Annotated in this window: 20 protein-coding genes; 9 read left to right on the plus strand and 11 right to left on the minus strand. The window is 72.2% G+C overall.

Features of this window, described 5'->3' with window-relative positions; genetic code table 11:
• Positions 1-135: 135 nt before the first annotated feature.
• From AB0I53_RS26020 to cobC, 7 genes are all read right to left on the minus strand, one after another.
• The gene (locus AB0I53_RS26020; RefSeq protein ID WP_358608162.1) at positions 136-1,023 is read right to left on the minus strand and encodes a sugar ABC transporter permease; all 888 of its coding nucleotides are present in this window, start codon (positions 1,021-1,023) and stop codon (positions 136-138) included.
• Between the two features lie 94 nt (positions 1,024-1,117).
• A complete protein-coding gene (locus AB0I53_RS26025; RefSeq protein ID WP_358608007.1) occupies positions 1,118-2,491 on the minus strand; it encodes an ABC transporter substrate-binding protein in 1,374 nt (457 codons plus the stop codon).
• Positions 2,488-3,723: an ROK family transcriptional regulator gene (locus tag AB0I53_RS26030; RefSeq protein ID WP_358608010.1), complete on the minus strand. Its 1,236-nt coding sequence runs from the start codon at positions 3,721-3,723 to the stop codon at positions 2,488-2,490. The genes AB0I53_RS26025 and AB0I53_RS26030 overlap by 4 nt, the downstream gene beginning before the upstream one ends.
• 402 nt (positions 3,724-4,125) lie before the next feature.
• On the minus strand, positions 4,126-5,265 hold the full coding sequence (locus tag AB0I53_RS26035; protein WP_358608013.1) for a bifunctional RNase H/acid phosphatase: 1,140 nt from the start codon (positions 5,263-5,265) through the stop codon (positions 4,126-4,128).
• Positions 5,262-5,987, minus strand: coding sequence for a C4-type zinc ribbon domain-containing protein (locus tag AB0I53_RS26040; protein ID WP_358608016.1), 726 nt, complete (start codon positions 5,985-5,987; stop codon positions 5,262-5,264). The genes AB0I53_RS26035 and AB0I53_RS26040 overlap by 4 nt, the downstream gene beginning before the upstream one ends.
• The gene (locus AB0I53_RS26045) at positions 5,984-6,838 is read right to left on the minus strand and encodes a Nif3-like dinuclear metal center hexameric protein (protein WP_358608019.1); all 855 of its coding nucleotides are present in this window, start codon (positions 6,836-6,838) and stop codon (positions 5,984-5,986) included. Before AB0I53_RS26045 ends, AB0I53_RS26040 begins: the two co-directional genes overlap by 4 nt.
• A 7-nt stretch (positions 6,839-6,845) precedes the next feature.
• Complete coding sequence (cobC, locus tag AB0I53_RS26050; protein WP_358608022.1) at positions 6,846-7,895, minus strand: Rv2231c family pyridoxal phosphate-dependent protein CobC; 1,050 nt, start codon at positions 7,893-7,895, stop codon at positions 6,846-6,848.
• 174 nt (positions 7,896-8,069) lie between these two features.
• On the opposite strand from cobC, the gene AB0I53_RS26055 reads away from it, so the two are divergent.
• The 3 genes from AB0I53_RS26055 (at position 8,070) to AB0I53_RS26065 (ending at position 10,459) form a co-directional block, all read left to right on the plus strand.
• Positions 8,070-8,528 (plus strand): low molecular weight protein-tyrosine-phosphatase, encoded by a 459-nt coding sequence (locus AB0I53_RS26055; RefSeq protein ID WP_358608025.1) that lies wholly within the window; start codon positions 8,070-8,072, stop codon positions 8,526-8,528.
• 5 nt (positions 8,529-8,533) lie between these two features.
• Entirely contained in the window at positions 8,534-9,400 is an 867-nt protein-coding gene (locus tag AB0I53_RS26060; RefSeq protein ID WP_358608028.1) for a fructosamine kinase family protein, read from the plus strand.
• A 117-nt stretch (positions 9,401-9,517) separates the two neighbouring features.
• Positions 9,518-10,459 (plus strand): SURF1 family protein, encoded by a 942-nt coding sequence (locus AB0I53_RS26065; RefSeq protein WP_358608031.1) that lies wholly within the window; start codon positions 9,518-9,520, stop codon positions 10,457-10,459.
• Positions 10,460-10,528: 69 nt separating this feature from the next.
• Here the strand turns inward: AB0I53_RS26065 and AB0I53_RS26070 are convergent, their stop codons facing one another.
• Positions 10,529-11,485 (minus strand): cobalamin biosynthesis protein, encoded by a 957-nt coding sequence (locus AB0I53_RS26070; RefSeq protein WP_358608034.1) that lies wholly within the window; start codon positions 11,483-11,485, stop codon positions 10,529-10,531.
• Between the two features lie 288 nt (positions 11,486-11,773).
• On the opposite strand from AB0I53_RS26070, the gene AB0I53_RS26075 reads away from it, so the two are divergent.
• The 4 genes from AB0I53_RS26075 to AB0I53_RS26090 all read left to right on the plus strand — a co-directional run bounded on the left by AB0I53_RS26075 (position 11,774) and on the right by AB0I53_RS26090 (position 20,159).
• Positions 11,774-13,426 (plus strand): TIGR02677 family protein, encoded by a 1,653-nt coding sequence (locus AB0I53_RS26075; RefSeq protein WP_358608037.1) that lies wholly within the window; start codon positions 11,774-11,776, stop codon positions 13,424-13,426.
• Positions 13,423-14,640 (plus strand): TIGR02678 family protein, encoded by a 1,218-nt coding sequence (locus AB0I53_RS26080; RefSeq protein ID WP_358608040.1) that lies wholly within the window; start codon positions 13,423-13,425, stop codon positions 14,638-14,640. The genes AB0I53_RS26075 and AB0I53_RS26080 overlap by 4 nt, the downstream gene beginning before the upstream one ends.
• Positions 14,637-18,740 carry a TIGR02680 family protein gene (locus AB0I53_RS26085; RefSeq protein ID WP_358608043.1) on the plus strand — a complete coding sequence of 1,368 codons (4,104 nt, stop codon included), beginning with the start codon at positions 14,637-14,639 and terminating at the stop codon, positions 18,738-18,740. Before AB0I53_RS26080 ends, AB0I53_RS26085 begins: the two co-directional genes overlap by 4 nt.
• Before the next feature lie 156 nt (positions 18,741-18,896).
• The gene (locus AB0I53_RS26090) at positions 18,897-20,159 is read left to right on the plus strand and encodes a TIGR02679 family protein (RefSeq protein WP_358608046.1); all 1,263 of its coding nucleotides are present in this window, start codon (positions 18,897-18,899) and stop codon (positions 20,157-20,159) included.
• Between the two features lie 48 nt (positions 20,160-20,207).
• Here the strand turns inward: AB0I53_RS26090 and AB0I53_RS26095 are convergent, their stop codons facing one another.
• Positions 20,208-20,696: a GNAT family N-acetyltransferase gene (locus tag AB0I53_RS26095; protein WP_358608049.1), complete on the minus strand. Its 489-nt coding sequence runs from the start codon at positions 20,694-20,696 to the stop codon at positions 20,208-20,210.
• Between the two features lie 98 nt (positions 20,697-20,794).
• On the opposite strand from AB0I53_RS26095, the gene AB0I53_RS26100 reads away from it, so the two are divergent.
• Positions 20,795-21,355: a VOC family protein gene (locus AB0I53_RS26100; protein ID WP_358608052.1), complete on the plus strand. Its 561-nt coding sequence runs from the start codon at positions 20,795-20,797 to the stop codon at positions 21,353-21,355.
• A gap of 113 nt (positions 21,356-21,468) precedes the next feature.
• On the opposite strand, the gene AB0I53_RS26105 is transcribed toward AB0I53_RS26100, so the two are convergent.
• Both AB0I53_RS26105 and AB0I53_RS26110 read right to left on the minus strand, forming a co-directional pair.
• Complete coding sequence (locus AB0I53_RS26105; RefSeq protein ID WP_358608055.1) at positions 21,469-22,542, minus strand: saccharopine dehydrogenase NADP-binding domain-containing protein; 1,074 nt, start codon at positions 22,540-22,542, stop codon at positions 21,469-21,471.
• 105 nt (positions 22,543-22,647) lie between these two features.
• Positions 22,648-23,394 carry an IclR family transcriptional regulator gene (locus tag AB0I53_RS26110; protein ID WP_358608058.1) on the minus strand — a complete coding sequence of 249 codons (747 nt, stop codon included), beginning with the start codon at positions 23,392-23,394 and terminating at the stop codon, positions 22,648-22,650.
• Between the two features lie 330 nt (positions 23,395-23,724).
• On the opposite strand from AB0I53_RS26110, the gene AB0I53_RS26115 reads away from it, so the two are divergent.
• The gene (locus tag AB0I53_RS26115) at positions 23,725-24,114 is read left to right on the plus strand and encodes a hypothetical protein (protein ID WP_358608061.1); all 390 of its coding nucleotides are present in this window, start codon (positions 23,725-23,727) and stop codon (positions 24,112-24,114) included.
• Positions 24,115-24,216 lie beyond the last annotated feature (102 nt).

The following is a 24,216-nucleotide window of genomic DNA, read 5'->3' on the forward strand; positions in this document are numbered from 1 at the left end:
CTCGGTCCGGGATCCCCGACTTGTGTATGCCAATACGTGGCGCTGAGGCTGTCCTCCCGAGGAGACACCTGAGAACCCGCGGCGGTGCAAGTTGCGAGGGTGGGTCAAGCGGCTTCGCCGCTTCAACAAAGCCATTCAGCCCACCTCCTCGGCGTTGGTGCCGCCGCGCATCCGGCGGATGAGCAACGCGGTGAAACCGAGGGAGAACACGAACAGCACGACCGCCATCGCCGCCGCGTAACCCATGTTGTAGTAGTGGAATCCCTGCTGGTAGAGCCAGGCCGGGAAGGTCAGCGTCGCGTTGTCCGGGTAGCCCAGGACCTTGCTGCTGCCCACCACCTCCGCCTGCCCGGAGGCCACCGAACCGGCGACCACGGCCTGGGTGAAGTACTGCAGCGCGAAGATGATCGAGTTGACCACGCCGAACAGCAGCACCGGCGCGATCGACGGCAGCGTGATGTGCCAGAACCGGCGGGCCGGCCCCGCGCCGTCCAGCGCCGCCGCCTCGTGCAGTTCCTGCGGCACGTCCAGCAGCGCGGCCAGCATGATGATCATCAGCTCGCCGCTGCCCCACAGCGTGAGCAGCGTCAGGGCGGGCTTGGCCCACGCCGGGTCGTTGAACCACAGCGGGCCGTCGATGCCCAGCAGCCCCAGCAGCCCGTTCACCGGCCCGGTGCCGGGGTTGAACAGGAAGGTGAACGCCAGCGTGGCCGCCACCGGCGGGGCGAGCGCGGGCAGGTAGCAGAGGGTGCGCAGCAGCCCGACGCCGCTGCGCAACCGGGCGAGCACGGCGGCGACGCCGAGCGCGAACACCACGCGCAGCGCGGTGAGGACCACGACCAGCCAGATCGTGTTCACCACGGCGATGCGCACCACCGGGTCGCCGAAGAACAGGTACGCGTAGTTGCGCAGCCCGACCCATTCCGGCGGGGTCAGCAGGTCATAGCCGGTGAACGAGAAGAACACCGTGGCCAGCAGCGGATACGCGAAGAAGCAGCTGAACCCGATGATCCAGGGCGCCATGAAGCCGAGCACCCGCAGGCGGTTCCGCGCCGTGCGGGCGCGGGGCGGGGCAGCCCGCCCCGGCCGCGTCCGTTCCAACGTCGCCACCATGCCGTCAGCCGCCGCCCAGCGCCTTGGCCGCCTCGATCTGGGCGTCGAGTTCCCGCAACGCCCCGCCGAGATCGGCGACCTGACCGCTCTGCCACTTCACCGAGAAGTCCTCAGTGGACTTCATGTAGGCGCTGCCGTTCGGGCTGGGCGGGCTGGCCACCAGCTGCGGGTTGTCGAACAGGTCCAGGAAGGTCTTGTACTGCTCGCTGCTCTCCAACCGGGGATCGTGCAGCGCGGCGGTGGTGGTCGGCACGTTCTTGAGGCCGTTGGCCAGTTCCACCAGCGCCGTCGTGTCGGTGGTCAGGTAGCGGACCAGTTCCCAAGCCGCGCCGGCGTTCTCCGCGCCGCGCGGGATGCCGATGATGGTGCCGGTCACGAAGCCGGTGCCGTAGAGCTCGGGCCTGCTGTCGGCGACCGGGAACGGCGCGGTGCCGAAGCGCAGGTTCGGGGCGTCGTCCTCGATGAACCCGGTGCGGTACTCGCCGTCGATCATCATCGCGATCTTGCCCTGCTGGAAGGCGTTGTCCGCGGAGTACTGCTGGCCGAGCCCGGCGGTGAACTGCACCAGCTTGTCCCAGCCGTAGAAGTCGACGAGTTCCTTCTGCCAGCGGTACATCTCCTGCCAGCCCGGGTCCTGGCCCAGCACCGACTTGCCCTGCGCGTCCAGCCACTCCGCGCCGAAGTGCGGCGCCCAGTTCCACGGGTGGTTGGCCTGCGAGGTCAGCACCGGCAGGAAACCGGCGACCTTGATCGAGCCGTCCGGGTTGAACTCCGTGAGCCGCTTGGCGAGATCGGTCAGCTCGGACATGGTCTTCGGCGGCGCGGTGATGCCCGCCTTGGCGAAGAGGTCGGCGTTGTAGAACATGCCGTAGACGTCGGCCAACAGCGGCATCGCGCAGCGCTTGCCCTGGAACTGCGTGTACTCCTGGACGACCTTCGGGATCTGGTTCAGGTCGACCTGGTCGCGCTGCAGGTAGGGGCCGAGGTCCTGCCAGGCGCCGCTGGAGCAGAACTGGCCGAGGTTGATCGTCTCCGCCGAGATCGCCACGTCCGGCGGGTTGCCGCCGCGGATGGCCTGGGTGATCTTGTCGTCGTCCTGGTTGCCCTGGCTGTTGATGGTGATGTTCGGGTGCTTGGCGTGGAACCCGTCGAGCACCCGGTTGAGCACGTCGAGCTCGCGGTCGGTGAACTGGCTGGACACCGAGATGGTGACCTGCTGGTCCGGTCCCGGCGCGGGCTGCGGACCGTCCGATGTGGATCCTGCCGTGCAGGACGCGGCGACCAGTGCCGCCACCGCCGTGCCCGCTGCCGCTAGTGCTCGTGAGCGATAGTTCCGGTTCTTACCGGAACGGCCGCTCACGACCGTTAACCGACTCATCGCGCCTCCTCCAACTGGACTTCCGGGTCGGATCGGATTCCCACCGCCGTGGCGGGCAGGCCGAAGACCTGCTCCCGGGCGAGGCCGAGGGCTACTTGCAGGGCGCCCGCGCGCACCGCGCGCTCGGTGCACTCCGCCGGTTCCACGGGGGTGCGCGGCACGACGAGGCGGTGCAGCTCGGCGGCGACCAGGTCGGCGAACTGACGGCCGCCGACCTGCGCGATCTCGGCGGTCAGCAGCACGATTTCGGGGTCGAGGACGCTGACGACACCGGCGACGCCGGTGGCGACGCGGCGCGCCAGGTCGGCGAGGAACGCCTGCCCAGCGGCGCCCGCGGCGTGAGCCGCCTGCACGGCCGCCGCGCCGTTGCGGGCCTTCAGGCCGTGCGCGCGGGCGAGCTTGTTGATCGACCGGTAGCTGAGCAGGCCGCCCAGCCTTGAGCCGGTGCGATCGACGCCGGTGTCCAGCCGGGCCCGGTCGGGCGCGCGCATCCAGTCGATCTCCCCCGCCCCGCCGGTCACCCCGCGGTGCAGCACGCGGTCGATCACCACGGCGGCGCCGAGCCCGTCGCTGAGCCAGACCAGCACGAAGTCCCGGACCTGCTGGGCCCGTCCGGCGGTCATCTCCACGAGCGCGACCAGGTTCACGTCGTTGTCGACGAGCACGTCGGTGCCCAGTTCGGCGCGCAGCCGGCCGGGCAGGTCGAAGCCTTCCCAGCCGGGCAGGTGCGGGGCGAAGCCGAGGTGCCCGGTGGCCGGGTTCACGGCGCCCGGCGAGCCGATCACGACCTTGGCGAGCTGGTCGGGGCGCAGCTCGGCGCGGGCGGCGGCCTCGGTCATCGCGGTGGCGAACGCTAGCGGCGCGTCGTTGCCGGACGGCAGCGCGCTGCGGTGCTCCACGCGGATCTCGCCGGTGATGTCCGCGATCACGATGTCGACCTCGTCTGGGGTCAGACTCACGCCCGCGACGTGCGCGAGGACGCCGTTCACCGACCACATCTGGGCGGCGGGCCCGCGATTCCCGCCGCGCAGCTTGTCGCGGCGCACCATGCCGGCCTTCTCCAGCCGGGCGAGCAGCGCGACGGTCGCGGGCTTGGACAGGCCGATGACGGCTTCGAGCTCGGCCCGGGTCAGCGCGCCCCGCCGCAGCATCGCCTCGATCGCGGCCCGATCGTTGATCGCCCGCAGCAGCCGCGGACTCCCGTCCCGCGCCGCCCCCGCTTCCCGCGCCACCGAAACCCCTATCCGTTAACTTCCTATACGGTTTCAGGGCACGCTAGTAACCCACCTCACACATGTCAATGGTCTGAACCAGGAACGGTGCGAAGCGGATCAGATGCGCTGGGTGATCATCGGGAGCGAATTTTCGGCGCAACAGCACCAAGGCTCGGCGTTTGAAACGGTAACGAGGCTCTTCAGAGGGTTTCGACTGTGGTTTGGCCTTTGTCTTTGAAGCGGCGCAGCCGCTTAGCCCACCCTCGCAGCCGGCACCGCCGCGGGTTCTCAGAGGCCTTCTCGCGAGGACAGCCCCGACGCCGCGTATTTGGACATACATAAGTCGGGGATCCCACAGTGAGAAGGCCTCTGAGATTCCGCCACTCGCACCGCTAAGCAGGACGAGCCTGGAAACAGGTTCTACGACCAGTGGGAGATGTCGTTGACCAGGCGGACCGAGGCGTTGCCGTCCGGGTAGAACTCCACTATCGACAGCGACGCCAGATCCAGGTGCAGCCGGTAGAACATCGACGGGCCGACGTCGAGGCCGAGGCGCAGCAGCGCCTTGATCGGCGTCACATGACTGACCACGATGATCGTCTGACCCGCGTACCGGGCGAGGAGATCGTCACGGGCCGCCGTGACCCGCTGGAAGACCGCGTCGAGGCTTTCGCCGCCCGGCGGCACGATGCTCGGGTCGCCGAGCCACTTCCGGTGCAGCTGCGGGAACTGCTCGGAGGCCTCCCCGAAGGTGAGGCCCTCCCAGTCGCCGAAGTCGGTTTCCAGCAGGCCGTCGTGGAAGTGCAGTTCGCCGCCGGTCGCGTCGACCACCGCCTGCGCGGACTGCCGGGTCCTGGTCAGCGGCGAGGCGATCACCGGCGCGACGCCGTCCGCCGTGATCACGCCGTCCATCGCGGCCAGGCGCTTGCCGGCGGCGCGCACCTGCCGCTCCCCCAGCGGGGTCAGCGCGACGTCGCCCCGGCCGGAATAGCGCCGGTCCACCGACATCGGGGTCTGCCCGTGGCGCAGCAGCAGCATCTTCGTCGGCGTGCCGTCGGCTCCGAGCCATCCGGACGGCCGGATCCGCGCGGAGCTCGTCTCCGCCTGCTCGGTACCGGAAGGCGCCGCGCCGCTCGACTGCTTGGTACCGCCGGCCTGCTGGTCCATCGCCTCGTTGGCCAGCCGGTCGGCGTGCGCGTTCTGCGCGCGCGGCACCCACTGCAGGTCCACGCGGTCGAACCCGGCGATCAGCTGCCGCGCCTCGGCGGCCAGCGGTTGCAGGTTGACGTGCTTGACCTTCCAGCGGCCGGCGAGCTGCTCGATGACCAGCTTGGAGTCCATCCGCACTTCGAGCTCGGTGGCACCGAGCTCGGCGGCGGCCCGCAGACCGGCGATGGCGCCCTGGTATTCGGCGACGTTGTTGGTCGCCACGCCCAGTCCGATCGAGCGCTCGGCGAGCACCTCGCCGGACTCGGCATCGCTGACCACCGCACCGCAGCCGGCCGGGCCCGGATTGCCGCGCGATCCGCCGTCGGCCTCGACGACGACCCGCGAGCTCACCGGTTCTCCCGCACCAGGATCGCGCCGCATTCCTCGCAGCGGACCACGTCATCGGCCGCGGCCTCACGCACCTCGTTCAGCGCGGTGCGGTCCAGCTCGATCCGGCACGCGCCGCACCGGGCGCCCTGCAGCAGCCCGGCCGCGACGCCGCGCTGCCCGCGGATGCGCTCGTAGAGCGCGAGGAGGTCCGCGGGCATCGCCTTGACGATCAGATCCCGCTCGCTCTTGCGGCGCGTCTCCGCCACCTCGAGGTCGGTGAGCGCCTCGTCGCGGCGCGACTGGATGTCCGTGAGCCGCTCCTCTGCCGCGGCGACGGCCTCGCGCGACTTCGTCACGTTCGTTTCGAGGGCCTCGCGCTGCTCCATGACCTCCAGCTGCTCGTCCTCGAGGATGCCCTGGCGGCGGGCGAGCGTCTGCAGCTCGTGCTCCAGGTCTTCGAGCTGCTTGGCGGACGCGCCGGCCGCCATCAGGTCGCGGTCCCGCTGCTCCCGGGCGCGCACCTGGTCGACCTCGTTCTCCAGCCGCTTGACCTCGCGGTCCAGGTCGCTGAACGCGGTCTGGGCGACCACCAGCTCGTCGCGCTTGGCGCGCACCTCGCCCTCGGCCTGGCCGATCTGATCCAGCTCCGGCAGCGTGCGCCGGCGGTGCTCGACGCGGTTGAGTTCCGCGTCCGCCTCCGCGAGATCGAGCAGCCGTCGCTGAACGGCGGGGTCGGCTTTCACGCGAGCGCCCTCCCTGGGTCGGATGCCGCGCCGGCGTGAACGGTCCACGGGTCGGTGCGGCGGGTGGAAACGAGGACTTCGACTGTATCCGGCAGCGCGGCGGCGACGGTGTCCGCGGCCTGTTGGCACCACGGCCATTCGCTCGCCCAATGCGCCACGTCCACCAGGGCCGGCACCTCGGCGCCGGGCACGTCGGCCCGCGCCAGGTGCTCGCCGGCCGGGTGGTGCCGCAGGTCGGCGGTCACGTAGGCGTCGACACCGGCGGCCGCCGCGGTCGCCAGGTAGGAGTCACCCGCGCCGCCGCACACCGCGACGGTGCGGATCGGCCGGTCCGGGTCGCCCGCGCCGCGCACGCCCCAAGCCGTGGTGGGCAGGTTGTGCGCGACGCGGCTCACGAAGTCGCGGAACGGCTCGGCCTCGGGCAGCTCGCCGATGCGCCCGAGCCCGGTGCCGGCGCCCTCCGCGTGCGGCGCCAGCGGCCGGAGCACGGTCAGGCCGATCGCCGCGGCCAGCGCATCCGAGACGCCCTGCACCGCGCTGTCGGCGTTGGTGTGCGCGCAGTACAGGCCGATGCCGGACCGGATCAGCCGGTGCACGATCCGCCCCTTGGGATCGTCCGCGGGCACCCCGTGCACCCCGCGCAGCAGCAGCGGGTGGTGCGCAACCACCAGCTGCGCACCGAAATCGACCGCTTCGTCCACAGTGGCCTCGACCGGGTCCACGCAGAACAGCACCCGCTGCACGACCGAATCCGGATCGCCGCACACCAGTCCGACGGCGTCCCAGCTCTCCGCCAGCTCGGTCGGATACGCCTCCTCCAGCGCGCCGATCACCTCTCGAAGCCGCACCACCACCGGCTCACCCCCGTCCCAAGATGTCGCGTAAAGCCTTTACCAGCAAAGCGTTCTGCGCCGGGTCGCGAACCGCGACCCGCAGGTGATCGGGGCCGAGGCCGGGGAACGTGTCGCCCCGGCGGACCGCGATGCCGTGCTGCCGCAGCGCTTCCCGCACCTCGGCCCCGCCATCGACCTGCAACAGCAGGAACGGGGCACGGGCGGGCAGCGCGATCCGCAGCCCCGGAATGCCATCCAGCTCCGCGACCAACCCGTCGCGGTGCTCCTCGAACTCGGCCGCCGCCTGCCCGGATTCGGCCAGCGCCGCCGGCTCGCAGCAGGCGATCATCGCCTCCAGCACCAGCGCGTTGACCGGCCAATGTGGCCGATAGCGGGACAACCGCCGCAGCAGCTCCGGCTCGCCCAGCGCATACCCGGCGCGCAGCCCCGGAAGCCCCCACATCTTGGTCAGGCTGCGGAACACCAGCAGCCCCGGCTCCCGGCAGCCCGCGAGCGACTCCGGCTCGCCCGGCGCGGTGTCGGCGAACGCCTCGTCGACGAGCACCACCCGGCCCGGTCGCAGCAACCGCCGGATCTCCGCCGCCGGATGCAGCACCGACGTCGGGTTGGTCGGGTTGCCCAGCACCACGAGATCCGCCTGCTCCGGCACCGCGGCCGCGTCCAGGCGATAACCATCCGCCGGATCCAACTGCACCCGCACGACCTCGACACCGGCGGTGCGCAGCGCCAGCTCCGGCTCGGTGAACGAAGGGTGCACCAGCGCGGCGAGGCGGGGGCGCAGCGACGGCAGGAGAGCGAAGCCCTCCGCGGCCCCGGCCAGCGGCAGGACCTCGTCGGCAGCGCGGCCGTGGCGGGCGGCGGCAGCCGTCCGAGCGGCCAGGTCGTCGGCGGCCGACGGGTAGCGGCCGAGGCGGTCCAGCGCCGCCGCGAGGCGGTGGCGAAGCCACGCCGGAGGGCGGTCGAGGCGGACGTTCACCGCGAAGTCGAGCAGGCCGTGCTCGGCGTCGACGTCGCCGTGGTGGCGCAACGAATCCCGGTCGTCCCCGCTGTTCATCCCGGGCAGTCTAACCAGGACTGAATCCGGCCCGTGCGCCGCGAAGGCGACGGTGATCCCCTCGTGATCCAGCAGGCGCGATCTGCCGCCCGATCCGCGCCTCGAGGCCAACGACCCGCTCCTCCGGTCCCCGTGGCCTGAGCCGGCAGCGAGCGGTCCGTACCCTCGGGAAACGTGCACATCTCCTTCATCTGTACCGGCAACATCTGCCGTTCCCCGATGGCCGCCCTGGTGTTCCGCGAGCAGCTGCGGCGGGCCGGGCTGGACGGGCAGGTCGAGGTCACCAGTGCCGGAACCGGGCCGTGGCACGTCGGCGAGCCGGCCGATCCGCGCACCGCGAAGGTGCTCGCCGACCACGGCTACCCCACCGAACACGTCGCGGCCCAGATCGACGACCACCACCTGAGCGCCGATCTGCTGGTCGCCATGGACGCCGGGCACCTGCGCGCGGTGCGCCGCCTCGTCGACGGCTCGACCGAGGTGCGGCTGCTGCGCGCCTTCGACCCGGACTCCGCCGACGGCGCCGAGGTCCCGGACCCGTACTACGGCGGGCCGAACGGGTTCGACGACGTGCTGGCGATGATCGAGGCCGCGACGCCGGGCCTGCTCGCCTGGGTCCGCGAGCGGCTGTGACGGCGATGCGCGACCAAGCCCGGGCAGCTGTAGCGGAGATCACCGGGCGGACGCCGGACGACGTGCGCCGGCTCGGCGGCGGCGGCACCGCGGCCGCGTTCGCGATCCGCCTCGACGACGGCACGACGGTCTTCGCCAAGACCACGCCGATGCCCGGCGCCATCGCGGCCGAAGCGGCATCGCTGGCCTGGCTCGCCGAGCCCGACGCGGTCGCCGTGCCCGAGGTGCACGGCCACAACGAGAACTGGCTGGTCACCGAGCACATCCCGGCGGCGGCGCCGAGCCCGCGGGCCGCCGAGCGGCTCGGCCGCGAACTCGCCGCGCTGCACGCGGCCGGTGCGCCCGCCTTCGGCGCAGCGCCGCCGGGCGGCCCGGCTGACGCGTGGATCGGCCTCGCCCAGATGCGCAACGAGCCCGGCGAGCAGTGGCCCGCCTTCTACGCCCGGCACCGGATCGAGCCGTACCTGCGCCGCGCCGTCGACGCGGGAACGCTCAGCGCCGAGGCCGGCGCGGTGATCTCGCTGGTGTGCTCGCAGCTCGACGAAATCGCCGGGCCCGCCGAGCCGCCGGCCCGGCTGCACGGCGACCTGTGGAGCGGCAACGTGCACTGGGGTGCGCAGCGGGCCTGGCTGATCGATCCGGCCGCGCACGGCGGGCACCGCGAGACCGACCTCGCGATGCTGCACCTGTTCGGCTGCCCCCACCTGGACCGCGTCGTGGCGGCGTACCAAGAGGTCAGCCCGCTGGCCGAAGGCTGGGAGCACCGGATCGGACTGCACCAGCTGTTCCCGCTGCTGGTGCACGCGGTGCTCTTCGGCGGTGGCTACGCGAGACAAGCCGTCGCCGCCGCCCGCTCCGCCCTCCGCCACTGAGTCCGAGGTGACAACTCTCACAAAAGACTCATAACACCCGAGTTCGGACACCGGGTCGGGGGCGGCGGGCACCGGGGGCGGCGGCGAGGCCCGGCGTCGGCCGCTTACCGTAGAAGGGTGCGCCTGAAGTTCTTGCTACGACCTGGTTGGCTCGGCCTGATCGCACTGGTCGTGGTGTTCGCGTCGCTGTGCTTCACGCTCCTGGCCCCTTGGCAGTTCAGCCGCAGCGACGAAGCGCAGGTACGCAACAACGCCATCTCCGAGTCGTTCCACGCGCCGCCGAAGCCGCTCGCGGAAGTGCTGCCCGCCGGGCAGGCGCCGGACCAGCGGACCGAGTGGTCGCAGGTCGTGCTGCGCGGGCAGTACCTGCCGGAGCGCGAAACGCTGGCCTGGCAGCGCACGGTGCTCGGCGAGCCCGCGTTCGAGGTGCTGACCCCGTTCCGGCTCGACGACGGCACGACGGTGCTGGTCGACCGGGGCTTCATCCGCCCGGTGGACGGCACCCGGGCACCGGACTACGCCGCCGCGCCGACCGGCGACATCTCGGTCACCGCCCGCGTCCGGGCCGACGAGCAGGACAGCAAGCAGCGCCCACTGTTCGACCACGACGGGCACCGCTGGGCCTACGCGGTGAACGCGGAGACCATCTCCAACGGCACCGGCCTCGCCCTGCGCCCGGGCTACGTGGTGCTCAACGACGGCCAGCCGGGCGTGCTGGGCGCCATGCCGCTGCCCCGCCTGGAGTCCGGGCCGTACTTCTCCTACGCCCTGCAGTGGATCGCCTTCGGCATCATGGCGATCATCGCGATCGGCTACCTGATGTACTCGGAGCTGCGCGCCGACGCCCGCCCGGCCTGGCGGAACGCACCGGCTGCGGAGAAGCCCACAGGCCAAGCGGAGCCCGGCGCGAAGGGTGGCCGCCGCCGGAAGATGTCGGTGGCCGAGGCGATCGCCGAGGAAGAGCGCCGAGAGCGCGAAGAAGAGGCCCGCCGCAACGCCGAATCCGAGGCGCCGGCGACCCCGGCCGACGACGCCACCCAGCAGACCAACCACGCCTGACACGAGCCGTGAGTGTTTTGTGCTGCTATAGCAGCACAAAACACTCACGGGGCCTGACCAGGCGGAACGTCAGCGGTTCCGGCGGTCCCGGCGGATGCCTCGGGTCAGGGCGAACGCCGCCGTCAGGACTCCCGTGACCGTGCCGATGACCCGCGAGAGCTCGACGCTGCGCGTCACGTCGCCCGCGTCCGCCGTCCGGCCCTCGCCCAGCACCGGGCGCTGCTCCACCACGTGGCCGTACACCGTCCGGCCGCCGAGCCGGATCTGGAGGGCACCGGCGAACGCCGCCTCGACCTGGCCCGCGTTCGGGCTCGGGTGCGCCGAGGCGTCCTGCCGCCAGGTCCGCCACGCGCCGCCCGCCGAGCCGCCGACCACCGGCGCGCACGCCGAGGTCAGCACGGCCGCGAGCCGGGACGGCACCAGGTTCAGCACGTCGTCCAGGCGCGCCGAGGCCCAGCCGAAGTTGCGGTAGCGCGGCGAGCGGTGGCCGACCATGGCGTCGAGCGTGTTGGCCGCGCGGTAGCCGATCAGCCCCGGCACCCCTGCGATCGCACCCCACACCAGCGGTGCGACCACCGCGTCGGAGGTGTTCTCGGCGACCGACTCGACCGTGGCCCGCGCCAGGCCCTGCCCGTCCAGCACCGCCGAGTCCCGCCCGCACAGGTTGCGCAGCCGCACGCGGGCCGCGTCGATCTCCCCGGCGTCGAGCATCCGGGCCATCGCGGTGCCCTCGTCGGCCAGCGACGAGCCGCCCAGCACCGCCCAGGTGGCCAGCCCGGTGACGGCGGCCTCCAGCACGGGGCTGCGCCGCGATAACCGCTGCGCGAGCACCCCGACGCCGACCGTGCCGCCGACCAGCAGGCCGGTGTAGGCGATGCCGGCGAGGCGCTGGTCCCGGTGCAGCGCCCGCTCGGCGGCCTGTGCGGCCTTGCCGAAGATCGCGACCGGATGCCCGCGCTTCGGGTCGCCGATCGCCGCGTCCGCGGCCACTCCGAGTAGCAGTCCGACCGCACGTCCCGCGCTCACCGGTGCCGTTCCTCCAAATCGATCCGATGCCCACCAACAAGCCCGGGAACCCGCGCCCGGACGGGCGTTCGCGCTGGTGATCGGTCGTGAGCGTTTTGGATCGCCAGAGCGGTCCAAAGCACTCACGAGCCCCGGCGCACCTCGGGTTCCCGGCATTGCGAGTGGCCCGGTCACGGGCACCCCCGACCTCGCAAAGCTCCCCGGAACGCTACCGCTGGGGCTGGTGGGACCGGTCACCGCATGCCAGGTGACCTGCCGTGTCGGCAGGACGGGATATCGTGGCGGACCGTGACGGCCCCTGACCACGATGCCGACGTGCTGCGCGCGGGCGTCGCGGGAACCACCGCGACGGACGCGCCGGCCACGCAGGCTCCCGAGCAGACCCGCGACGGTGGGCAGCGCCTGCAGCTCTTCGCCTACCTGCAGGCGCCCGAGCATCGCACCTACCTGGCGATCATGCGGTTGTTCACCTCGACGCTGCTGGCCGACCTGTCCGCCGGCGAGGTCGCCGCGGCGCTGGCCGCCGCCGAGCGCGAAGGCCGGGTGGCCGCCGGTGAGTCCGATGTGGACACCGTGATCGACCGGCTCAAGCAGCTCGTCAAGTGGGGCAACCTGGTGGTGGGCCGCCGCGAGACGATCGCGTCGAGCATCGCCGAGTTCCAGCACGGCAGCGTGCGCTACCAGGTCAGCAAGCTCGCGGTCCGGGTGCAGCGGGACGTCGACGCGCTGCTGCGGGTTCCCGAGGGCGCCCGCGAGGTGTCGCGCGAGCTGCTGCCCGCCATCGATCGCGGGCTGTCCGGGATCGGCGAGGCGCTTTCGACGGCGCTGACCGCCGAGAGCCGCGATCCGCGGGCGAAACCCGCGCGGCAGGCCCGGGAACGGCTCGCCGAGCAGGTCACCACGGTGTTCCTGCAGCACGCCGAGCTCGCCGCCACGGTGCGCGACTTCTACGCCTACCTGGGCCAGGTCGTCACGCGCCACCAACTGGCGCCCGACGAGATCTCCGGGTTCCGGAACCTGCTGGTCGAGTACATCCAGATGGTCGTCGAGGACGTGCTGCGGCACACCGGGACGATCGCCGGTTCGCTGGCCGGGCTGGCCGGTGTCCGCGGCGAGCTGCTCCGGCTGCTCGGCCCGGCCGACCAGCTGGGCATCGACGTGGAGCGAGCGCGGGGCCGCACCGCCGCGGACTGGCAGGAGCTGACCGACTGGTTCGTCGACTCGCCGGGCCGGCCGAGCCAGGTCGCCGCGCTGCGCGAGGCCACCGCCCGCGCGATCGGCTCGCTGCTGGCCAGCGTCAAGCGCGCCACGTCCGGCGGCGGGCTGGTGCCGGGGCGGCGGGGCGAGCTGCTGAAGCTGGCGAAGTGGTTCGACGGCGCCGACGAAACCACCGCCCACCAGGTGTATTCGGCCGCGTTCGGCCTGCACTCGGCGCGGCACCTGCTGCCCGCGCCGGACTACGACAGCGACAACGACAAGGTCTCGTGGCGCGACGGCCCGATGCTCGACGTGACGGTGAGCGTGCGCAGCCGGGGAGATCGCGGAGCGCGCGGCCGGACCTCGCGGGTGCTCGACGACCCGATGACCGAGGAAACGCTGCTGGCGCAGGCCCGGCAGGCCGACGAGCGGCGCTCCGCGGCGGTCGCCGAGCTCGCGGCGGCGAGTTCGCGGCTGGACGAGCGGCGGCTGTCCGCCGATGCGCTCGGCGTGCTGTGCGAGCTGCTGACGCTGGCGATGGCGCAGCGCGACGGCTCCGACGACGCCGGCACGGCGCTCGACCCGGTGCACCGGCTGCGCGTCACGGTCCGCCCCGAGGCGGGCCAGGAGACCCGGATCTCCAGCGCCGCAGGCACTTTGACGCTTCGGGACACGGTGCTCGAAGTCTCCGGCGACGGCGCCATCCCGGACACCTCGGAGCCACTGCGCGGAGCCGCCCGATGATCGCGACCTTCGACGAACTCCCGGACATCGACGCGGCGAACGCGGTCCGCTGCGCGCGCGTGCTGCTGCGCCGGCCGCTGCTGCGCCCCGGCGGCCCGGACGGCGACCTGCTGCCGATGATCTACCGCCAGCGCGTGGTGCTCCAAGAGATCTTCTCGTCGCTGCTGGGTTACCGCCTAGTGGTGGAGCGGCGCTTCGCCCGGCTCTACAAGTCCGGGCCGGGCGTGGACGCCACCCGCGGCGAGGCGTCGCTGTCGCCCCGCGGCTACGCGTACCTGGCGCTGACGCTGGCCGCGCTGACCGGCATCGGCCGCCAGTTGTTGCTGTCGCGCCTGGTCAGCGATGTCCGCGCGGCGGCAGCCGAGGCCGAGATCCAGGTGGTCGACGACCCGGCGGACCGGCGCGCTCTCACGGCGGCGCTGCGGCACCTGGTGGCGCTCGGCGTGATCACCGAGACCGAGGGCTCGGTGACCGCGGAGGCCACCGCCGAGGCGCTGATCACCATCGACACCGATCTGCTCGGCCAGCTCATCGCCGGGCCGCTCGCCGAGGCGGAAAGCCCCGAGCAGCTGGTCGAGCTCGCCTCCGCCGCCGGGCCCCGGAACCTGGAGCACGCGGTGCGGCGCCGGCTGGTCGAGGACCCGGTCGTGCTCTACTCCGACCTGCCGGCCGAGCACTCCACCTGGCTGCGCGAGCACGTGACCGGCGAATCCCGCCTGCTGGAGCGCTTCTTCGGCCTGATCAGCGAGTGCCGCGCGGAGGGCGTGGTGGTCTGCGACCCGGAGGACTACCTCACCGACCTGGTCTTCCCCGGCCCCGGCACGGTCGCGCGCATCGCGCTGCTGGCGTTGCCGGAACTGCTGGGCCGCGCGGAACCGGACGGGGCGGGCAAGCACCCGGTGACCTGGCAGGACTTCGTCGATGTCTGCCAGGAACTGGTCGACTCCTACCCGGCCGCCTGGTCCCGGCAGGCCACCGAGGACCACCAGGCGCTGGTGCACTCGGTGGTCGCGCTGCTGCGCCGGCTCGGCCTGCTGCAGGAGCGCGACGGCCGATGGCTGCTCGGCCCGGCGGCGCACCGCTGGCTGCCGCAGCCGGACGCCACCCCGGCCCCAGGCCGGGAACCGGAACCGGCGGCCCCGGAGCCACCGGGCTGGTCGCTGTTCGACGAGATGACGGTGTTCGACGAGATGCAAGGGGACGGTCAACGGTGAGCGCGGACAGCACGGAATCGGTGCCCACTGCCAACCGCTGGCGGCTGCACCGCGGCGGGATCGTCAACATCTGGCAGTACGCCGAGACGACCTTCGACCTGGGCGGCGGCCGGGCGATCTTCCAGGGCACCAACGGTTCCGGCAAGTCCCGCACCTTGGAGCTGCTGCTGCCGCTGTGCCTGGACGGCGACCTCCGCCAGCTGGGTTCGAAGGGCTTCGACACGGTCAGCATCCGGCGCCTGATGCTCGACGAGTACCCGGGCGGGCCGAACCGGATCGGCTACGCCTGGATCGAGCTGCACCGCGAAACCCCCGGCGGTGGCGAGGAATTCCTCACCTGCGGCATCGGCGTGAAGGCGTCCAAGACCTCGCAGTCGATCAGCGACTCGTGGCGGTTCATCACCAGCCGCCGGGTCGGCATCAACCTCTACCTGGTCGGCGCGGACCGGGTGCCGCTGGGTTCGGCGCAGCTGCGCGAGCTGCTCGGCGCCGACTGCGTCCTCGACGACCAGGCGTTCCGCGCGAAGGTCGCCGCCTCGGTCTACGGCGTGCCCGCCGCCCGCTACGGCGACCTGCTGCACCTGCAGCGCACGCTGCGCAATCCCGACGTAGGCCTGAAGGTCCTGGAAGGGCAGCTGGAGCAGATCCTGTCGGATGCGCTGCCGCCCCTGGACCCGGGCCTGATCGAGCGGCTGGCGACGTCGTTCGACGACCTGGAGTCGATCCGGGAGAACATCGTCCGGCTGACCGGCGCCGACAAGGCGCTGACCGCGTTCCTGTCCACCTATTCCGGCTACGCCTTCGGCGCGCTGCGCGACCGCGCCGAGGCGATGCGCACCGCGCGGGAGAAGCTGCGGGCGCTGCGCAAGGAGCTGACCGGCCTGGAGAAGCAGGTAACCGGCAAGCAGCGGGACAGGGAGAGCGCGCAGGAGACGATCACCGAACTCGAACGGCGCGAGGCCGAGCTGGAATCCAGCATCGACGCGTTGCGCTCCCATCCGGCGTACTCCGAGCTGCAGAACCTGCGCGACCGCGAGCGCCTGGTGGAAAGCGCCCGCGCCGCAGCGGTTTCCTCGCTCGACACGGCGAGCAAGCACCGCGCGCAGGAACACCGCTCGGCGGAGTCGGTGGTCGGCATGCTGCGCCGGTTGACCGGCGATTCCGAAGCGGCCGGGCAAGCAGCGGCACGCGCTGCACAGCAGCTTTCCACGGCGGGACTGGACGGGGCGCTGGTGCCGCGGCCACCGGCGATTCCGGCCGCCGAGGTGCGGTCCGAGCAGGCGCGGGTGCGCACCTCACCGGAGCCGGACGCCGAGCCGCTGCCCGTCGAGCGCTACGCCGCGCCGCAGCTGGACACCGATGCGCTCAGCGCGGAATTCCGCGCTGCCATGGGGACTTCCGAGCAGGTCTCGGCCGTCGCCCGGCAGCGTTCGGCGTTGACGCTCGCGCTGCACCAGCAGGCCCAGGAGCTGGACGCGGAGCAGGACAAGGTCGTCGAGCTCCAGCGGCAGGCGCGGCAGGCGCAGCTGACCGCGACGGAGGCGGCCGGCCGGCGCAACCAGGCGCAGCAGGAGCTCACCGACGCCGCGGCGGTGTGGGTGGAGCGCGCGCAGAAGTGGGCCGTGGCATGGCCGTCCACTGTGGATGACGAGCTACCGGAGCCGCCGTCGGCGGAGGACCTCGCCGCGGACCGGTCGGCGACGCGGCAAGCCCGCGAGCAGGCGCGCCGCTGGGCCAAGCCGCAGCTGCACGAGGCCCGCCGGCAGGTTTCCGAGGTGGAGCAGGAGATCACCGAGCTCCGCGCGGAATCCCGGTCCCGCGAACAGGAACTCGCCGAGCTCCGCGCCGGGCACGAGCAGACGCCGAACCGCCCCGCCTGGGCCGACGGCGAACGCGACGCCGCCCGGGGCCGGGCCTTCTACGAGCTGGTGGACTTCCAGCCGTCGCTGGACGAATCCGACCGGGCCGGGCTGGAGGCGGCGTTGCAGTCCAGCGGGCTGCTCAACGCCTGGGTCACCACCGAAGGCGCGGTGCCCGGCCTCGCCGATCTGCTCGCCGCCCCGGCCGAACCCGGCTCCGGCGGCACGCTGGCCGAGCTGCTGTCGCCCGCCGCCGAGGCCGACTGCCCGGTGCCGCCGGAGCGGGTCGACGCCCTGCTGGCCTCGGTGTCGATCGATGGCGGCGCCGGACTTTCGGTGTCGGTCACCGGCGACTGGCGCGCGGGGGTGCTGTCCGGCTCCTGGCGCAAGGAGGCCGCGGAGTACGTCGGCGCTGGGGCCCGCGAAGCGGCCCGGGCCAGGCGCATCGCTGAGCTGGAAGAGGACCTCGCGCGGCTGCGCGCGGAGACCGGCGAAGCCGAGCGGCGGCACCGCGAAGCGAGCGAGGACACCGCGGCGCTGGAGCAGCACCTCGAGTCCTACCCGGACGACAGTGACCTGCTGACCGCGCACGCCAAGCTGACCACGGCGATCGAGGCCGCCGCGGACGCCGACCAGAAGGTCGTGCAGCTGCGCGAGCAGCACGAGAGCGCCGATCAGCGCTGGCAGGCGGCGCAAGGCGAGCTGGTGCGCTCCGCAGGCGAAGCCGACCTGCCCGCCGACACGCAGGCGCTCGACGCCGCCCACCGCGCCGCCCTCGACGCCAGGGCCGGCATCGACGCGCTCCGCGAGGCGATCGAGTCGCGCTGCCTGCCGACGCTCACCGACCTGCGGGAACTCTCGCTGCACCACGACGCGGCGGTGGCCGACCGGATGGAGGCCGAGTCGCAGGCCGAGCGGCGGTGCGCCGAGTACTCGGAGCAGGCCACCGGCCTCGCGGAACTCACCTCCGCCGTCGGCGGCGAGGCGCAGCAGATCGCCGACAAGGTCGGCGCGTTCGAACGGGAGCGAGCCGAGCTGCGCACGCAGCTGCCGCAGGCGCGGGAGAAGATCAGCTCGCTGCGGGAATCCTCGGCGAGGCTGGAAACCCAGCTGGAGCACAAGCAATCCCAGCTCGCGGGCCGGGAGCACGACGCGACGACGGCGACCGACACGTTCCGGCAGGTGCTGCGCATTCCGGGCCTGTGGTCGGCCGCGGACGTCGCCGAGACCGCACCGGAGGACCTGGACGAGGCGGCGGGTCTGCTCACCGAGGCGGACCGCCGGGGCTCGTCGGAGGCCACGGTGCTCAACCGGCTGCAAACCCTGCAGCACTCGCTGAGCGGCAACTACGACATCACGGCCGCCGACCAGCACGGCCTGCTCACCGTGACCGTCACCGGCGAGGAAGGCCCGCAGCCGGTGGCGGATGCCGCGCGCCGGGTCGGCGAGCGGCTCGGCGAACAGCGCGGCTACCTCAACGAGCGCTACCAGTCGATCTTCGCCGACTACCTGATCCGCGACCTCGCGGAACGGCTGCGCGGCCAGGTCGGCATCGCCGAAGACCTGTGCAAGCGGATGAACGAGGTGCTCGACGGCGCCCGCTCCAGCCAGGGCGTGCACGTCCAGCTGGAATGGCAGCCGTCGGCGGCGCTCGGCGACGACATCAAGCAGGCCATCGACCTGGTCCGCACCCCGTTCGCCAGCCGCAGCGACGACCAGGACGCGCTGCTGCGCCGGGTGTTCACCGACCTCATCGAGTCCGAGCGGGACAGCACCTCGGGCGGCTACGCGGAAATCCTGGCGCGGGCGCTGGACTACCGGTCGTGGTTCGCGTTCACGGTGCGGGTCCGCGACACCGGCCCGGACGGCAAACCGCGCGTCCGCCGGCTGCGGCAGCTGTCCTCCGGCGAGACGCGGCTGATCTCCTACGTGACGCTGTTCGCCGCGGCGGCGGCGTTCTACGACGCGGTCAGCGTGTCCTCGGACGGGCGTGGGCCGCTGCGGCTGGTACTGCTGGACGAGGCGTTCGAGCGGCTGGACGATCCGACGATCGCGCGGATGCTCGGCCTGCTGGTGGACCTGGACATGGACTGGCTGATCACCTGGCCGAGCGGCTGGGGAGTGTCCCCGAAGATCCCGAAGATGCACATCTACGACGTGCTGCGCCCCCGCAGCGGCCACGGCATCGCCTGCACCCACACCACCTGGGACGGCGCCGCCCTCGACCGCACCGACGGATGATCTTCGCGCGGCGAAGGGCGCCTTCCCGCACGTGAGCTGCCAGAAGGCGCCCTCCGCCGCGATCCGCACACCCGGACCGGGCGTGCGGCGAAGGGCATCTTTGCTGGTAGCAGATGTCCTTCGCGCATACTTCCAAGGGAATGGGGGCGATCTGACGTGAGTGTCGAGGACGACGTCCGCGCGGTGTGGGGCGTCGAGCCGCTGCGCGGGTTGTGGGAGAAGGCCCGGGAAGCGCTGGAGGCGGCGAATCCACCGGCGACGTTCCGGCTGGAGCTGCCCGACGCAGAAACCCAGCGAGCCGTCGGCGAGCTGTACGGCCGCCCGATGTGGGGCCAAGGCACCCGGATCAGCCTGTCCAAACTGGACGAAGCGATCCGGCGCAGCCGGTTCGCGTTGGGACTGGCGGAAATCCTGGAGATCCTGCACGCGCGGCCATTGGCGCGACGGGAATCCGCGGAGCGGGACGAACGGCGCGAGCGGACTGCGGAGACGCTGCGAGCGGCACTCGCGGAGCGAGGGCTCGCGACGGCGGCATGGGCGGAGCCGTGGACGCAGTGGCTCCAGCAGTACGGGCGAGTCGGCGACGACGAGCTACCCGCCGTCGCGCGCAGCGCGGCGAAGGCGCTGAGCGCGTTAGCGCTGGCGGAGCCGCCGGAGGCGTGGACGTCGCGTAGCGAGCTCGCGGCGAGCGTTGGCGGAGCGCATCGGCTCGACAACGGCACGGCGTTGAGCCGGGTCGTGCTCAAGGCAGCCGCGCTGGCGCACGGCGTGGAAACGCCGGGCAACGAGCGCGAGCGCCGGGCCTTGTGGGAGCGCTGCGGGGTCACGCTCGATGCCGTGTCCTCGACCGTGCTGTGCTGGGCCTTGCCGCTGGTCGGCTCGGACGACTGGTCGCAGGGCGTCCGGCAGCGCACCGCGCTGGGCTTGCCGACCCACCTGACCCATCTCGACCTGCGTGCCGCTCCGGCCCGCCTCGTCGAACCCGGCACCGCGATCGCGGTGTGCGAGAACCCGCGAGTCCTCGAATCGGCCGTGGAAGAAGGCATCGCGCATCCCGTGGTCTGCGTGTCGGGCCGCCCCACGACCGTCACCCGGACGCTGTTGCAGCGCCTCGCAGACGGCGGCGCCACTCTGCACTACCACGGCGACTTCGACTGGCCGGGCATCAGCATCACCAGCTCGCTCCTCGCGCACCACGGCGCCCGCCCCTGGCGGATGTCGGCGGCCGACTACCGCGAGGCCCTCGACCAGGCCGCGGCGACTCGCACCGACCTGCCCAACCTCGTCGGCGCCCCGCTCGAAACCCCCTGGGATCCGCAGCTGGCAGACCTGATGGCCACGGCCGCCCGAGCTATCGAAGAGGAAGCCGTCCTGCCCACCCTGCTCGCCGACCTCCGCACCGGGCTAGATCCCTCGTGAGTGCTCAATCCGGTAAGAACCGGAATGAGCACTCACGAGGCTTCGGCTTCAGAACTGCTGGTACATGACGTGCAGGCCGACGTAGCCGTGGGTCGTGTGGTGGAACGCCTCCGGCAGGGTCGCCACGATCCGCATGCCGAGCGAGCGCCAGAGGGCAACGGCCCGGTCGTTGGTCTCGACGACCGCGTTGAACTGCATCGCGCGGAAGCCGTCCGCTCGCGCCTGGTCCAGCACGTGGCGGCCCAGCGCCCGGCCCACGCCTCGCCCGGCGTGTTCGGCGTCGACCATGAAGCTGGCCGTCGCGACGTGCGCCGCAGGCCCCTCGTGGTTCGGGCCGGATACCGCAGTGCCGACCACTCGGCCGTCATCGTCCACGGCGACGACCGTCCGGCCCGGCGGCTGGGGGAACCAGCGCTGCCTGGCGCGCTGCTCGTCGATGTCGCGGTCCCAGGAGAACGTCTCCCCCGCCGCCGCGATCTCCTGCATGAACGGCCAGATCGCCGGCCAGTCGTCGGGGTGCGCCTCACGAATCCGCATGGCCCGCAAGCTAAGACCACCGGCGGGCCGTTCGCCACCTCTTTAACGGCCGCCCCGATGAAGTTGTCGAAGCCGGGGAGTGCCCGTACTTTCGCCGCATGGCGTCGGTCGTCGTGGAGTTCTCGGCGCGGGAGCCGGAGCGGCTCGCGCGGTGGTGGGCCTACGTGCTCGGCTGGCGGCTCGACACGACGTCCGGGATCGTCGTCGAGCCGACCGGCCCCGGGGTGCTGCTGCGGTTCGTCGCCAGTGCCCGCGCCAAGACCCGCAAGAACGGCGTGCACCTGGACCTGCGCAGCGAGACGCACGACGATCAGAACCGGATCGTGGAGCGGTTGTTCAACGCCGGCGCCCGGTTCGCCGACATCGACCAGAGCAGCGAAGTGCCGTGGGTGGTGATGGCCGACGTCGAAGGCAACGAGCTGTGCGTGCTCGAACCGCGCAAGGTCTACGCCTACACCGGCCCGGTCGCCGCAGTCGTGGTCGACACCCCGGACCCGCGCTCGGACGCCCGGACCATGGCGACGGCGACCGGTATGGAGCTGGCGGGCGAACGCTCCGAGTTCGCATCCCTGCGCCCGGCCTCCGGCGAAGGGCCGTTCCTGGAGTTCCTGGAGAACGACGACGGCCCGGACGGCATGCTCCGCGTCCTCGTCGAGTAACCCGCGGCATCACGAGAGCCCACAACGGACACCGTCACTCCCACCGAGGCTCGTTGCGTGCGCGATCCGGTGAGCCTCCGACGTCGTCGAATTTCGGTGCACCGTGGACGGTTTCAGCGGTGGGCCGGTTCGATGATCTTGACTCCGTGCAGGCGCCGGACGAAGTCCGCGCCGAACGCAGTGGCCGGGGTGTGCGCGCCGGGAGCCGGACGTTCGGAGCGCAGGGCGCCGACCGCCCGGAGCACCGCGTCCGCCGTGAGGTCGTAGGTGTCCGGCCCGATCAGGGCCGCCGACACGCTCGCGCCGTCCGGCGCCGTCGCTTCCGCGTACACCTCGACCCAGCTGCGCGAGCGCGTGGCCCGGCCCGGGCCGCGCACGGCCGCGCCGATCGCGGCCTTGCCCAGCCGCTGCACGACGTGCGAACCCATCACGACCTGCGACAGCCTGGCCGAGCGACGGCCGGTCCGGGCGAGCCCGGGCAGGTGCGCGAAAGTGGTGATGTTGCCGATCCCGGTGCTGCGGTAGGCCGTGCTGACGTCGCCCCAGGGCAGCGAGGCGACCCGGCGCGGCCCGGACGGGAACGGGATCTCGCGCCGCCGCCACGCCATCGGCACGGCGCGTACCTCGCCCTCGATGCGGGCCCTACCGCCCAGCGCGGCTCCCTCCAGAGCGCTCTTCAGCGTTCCGCCGCTGATCCCGCCGCTGGCATGGAAGGCGAGATCCAGATGCGTCGCCGTCGGCAGCTCGGCGGCGACCATCGCAGCCAGGCAGTCGGTGGGCACCACGTCGAAGCCCGAGCCCGGCAGCAGCACCACCCCGGCCCGGCTGGCGTCCTCGTGGCGTGCGAAAACCGCCTCGAACACGTCGATCTCACCGGTGATGTCGAGGTAGTGCGCGCCGGCGCGCAGGCAGCCCTCGACCATCGGTGCCGACGTCGCGGAGAACGGCCCGGCGCAGTGCGCGACGACGTCGACATCGCGCAGCGCCTCCGCGACCGCGTCGGGATCGCCGAGGTCGAAGACCCGGTACGGCAGGCCGCGAGGCGTGGCGAAGGCCGCGACCTTCCCCGGATCGCGGCCTGCCAGCACCGGCCGCTCGCCGCGGTCGAGCGCCAGGTCGGCGACCAGCCGACCGGTGTAGCCGCTCGCTCCGTAGATCATCCAGGTCATCGCGATCCTCCAGGTCACCGCCGAACACCCTGGTAACGAACACCCCTGGGAACGGTCACGGGTTGCCCCGAGTTGTTCCGATCACCCGAGATCGCCCAACGCCCGCCGCCGGATCTCCGGCGGTCAGCTCGCCGAGCGGCCGAGAGCCGCGGCGATCGCGCTCGCCGTGTCCCGGACCTGGCCGAGGAGTCGGCCCAGCTCGGGCAGGTCGGCATCCGCGCGCACCGTCGTCAGCGACACGGCCGCCGCGAGCTGCCCGGTGGCGTCCGGGATCCCGACTCCGATGCAGTGCACCAGCGGCTCGAACTCCGCCTGGTCGGTGGCGTAGCCGAGCCGCGCGACCTCGGCGAGGTGGGCGCGGAACTCCGCTTCGTCGGTGATGGTGCGCTCGGTGTAGCGGGTGAAGGCGTGCGCGGACAGCAGGCGATCCCGGCGTTCGGCGGGCAACGCCGCCAAGATCACCTTGCTGGCGGCGGCGGTGTGCAGCGGCACCGCCCTGCCGATCCGCGACCAGGTGCGGATCGACGCCGCGCCGTCGATCTTGTCGACGTAGACGATCTGGCCGTCCACCAGCTGTGCCAGGTGCACCGTCGAGCGCGCGGCGTCCGCGAGCGAGATCAGGTGCGGCCGGGCGACCGCGCGCAGGTCCATCTCCTCCAGCACCTGCTGGCCGAGCTCGACCAGCCGGAACCCGAGGCGGTACCGGCCGTCCGGGCCGCGGGCGATCAGGCCGCCGTCGGCCAGTGGCTGCAGCATGCGCAGCGCGGTCGAGCTGTGCACGCCGAGCTCGCGCGCAAGCTCTGCGATGGTCTTGGGCGCTCCGGCGAGGGTTTCGAGCACGTGGACCGCCTTGGCGACCGTCTTGGACATCGACACCCCCTCGATAGCGCTGCAACATTAACAGAGGAATTGCAAATATTGCAGCACGAGCCCATGCGGGCGATCGCCGACGCCCGGCCGAAACCCACTCCTGCCGCCACAAAACGACAAGAATTCACTTTTCACAAAACCATCCAATCCGATCCCATCCCTCCTGCCCAAATGCGCGGGCACGACAAGAGCACGCCACCACTACTAATTGCGAAACTCGCTCGGGTGAAAGATTGCGCCCGAACCAGCCCCAAATTGACAGCCACCCTGGCGAGTGATCGACTTCTCGTTGCATCTGTCAGCAATTCGGTACACGGAAGAAGGCCCCGAATGCGACACTCGCCCGTCCTGCTCAGCGCCGCGTTGACCGCCGCCGCGTTCGTGATCGCGCCGACCGCTCCGGCGATCGCGGTGGCAGCCGAGAAAGCCCCGGCTTGCGCGCTCTTCGCGTACCAGCCGACGCGTGAAGGCAACACCCTGACCGCGACCGGCGGGCGCACCGGATGCCTGAACACCGCGACGGTCACCGTGCGGATCGTCGTCGAGCAGAAGGACGCGACGCCGAAGGCGATCGGCGAGCTGGCGCAGAGCGGCACCGAGATCAACCTGGCCACGAAGGCACCGTGCAACTCCGGCGCCACCGTCAAGGTGCACACCGAAACGCTCAGCTCGACCGGCTCCATCGCGCACTCCCCGACGAGCACCTTCGAGAAGTGCTGACCCGGCTCTGAGCGGGTGGTCGGGGTGCGGGTGCACCCCGGCAACCGGGGCCGACGGCGTCAGCCGCGGCCTCCCAAGGCACCGCCTCGCGTGGGCGTCCCG

Origin of the sequence: Saccharopolyspora sp. NPDC050389, from assembly GCF_040655595.1 — a bacterium.
In the GTDB taxonomy this organism is placed as follows: Bacteria; Actinomycetota; Actinomycetes; order Mycobacteriales; family Pseudonocardiaceae; genus Saccharopolyspora.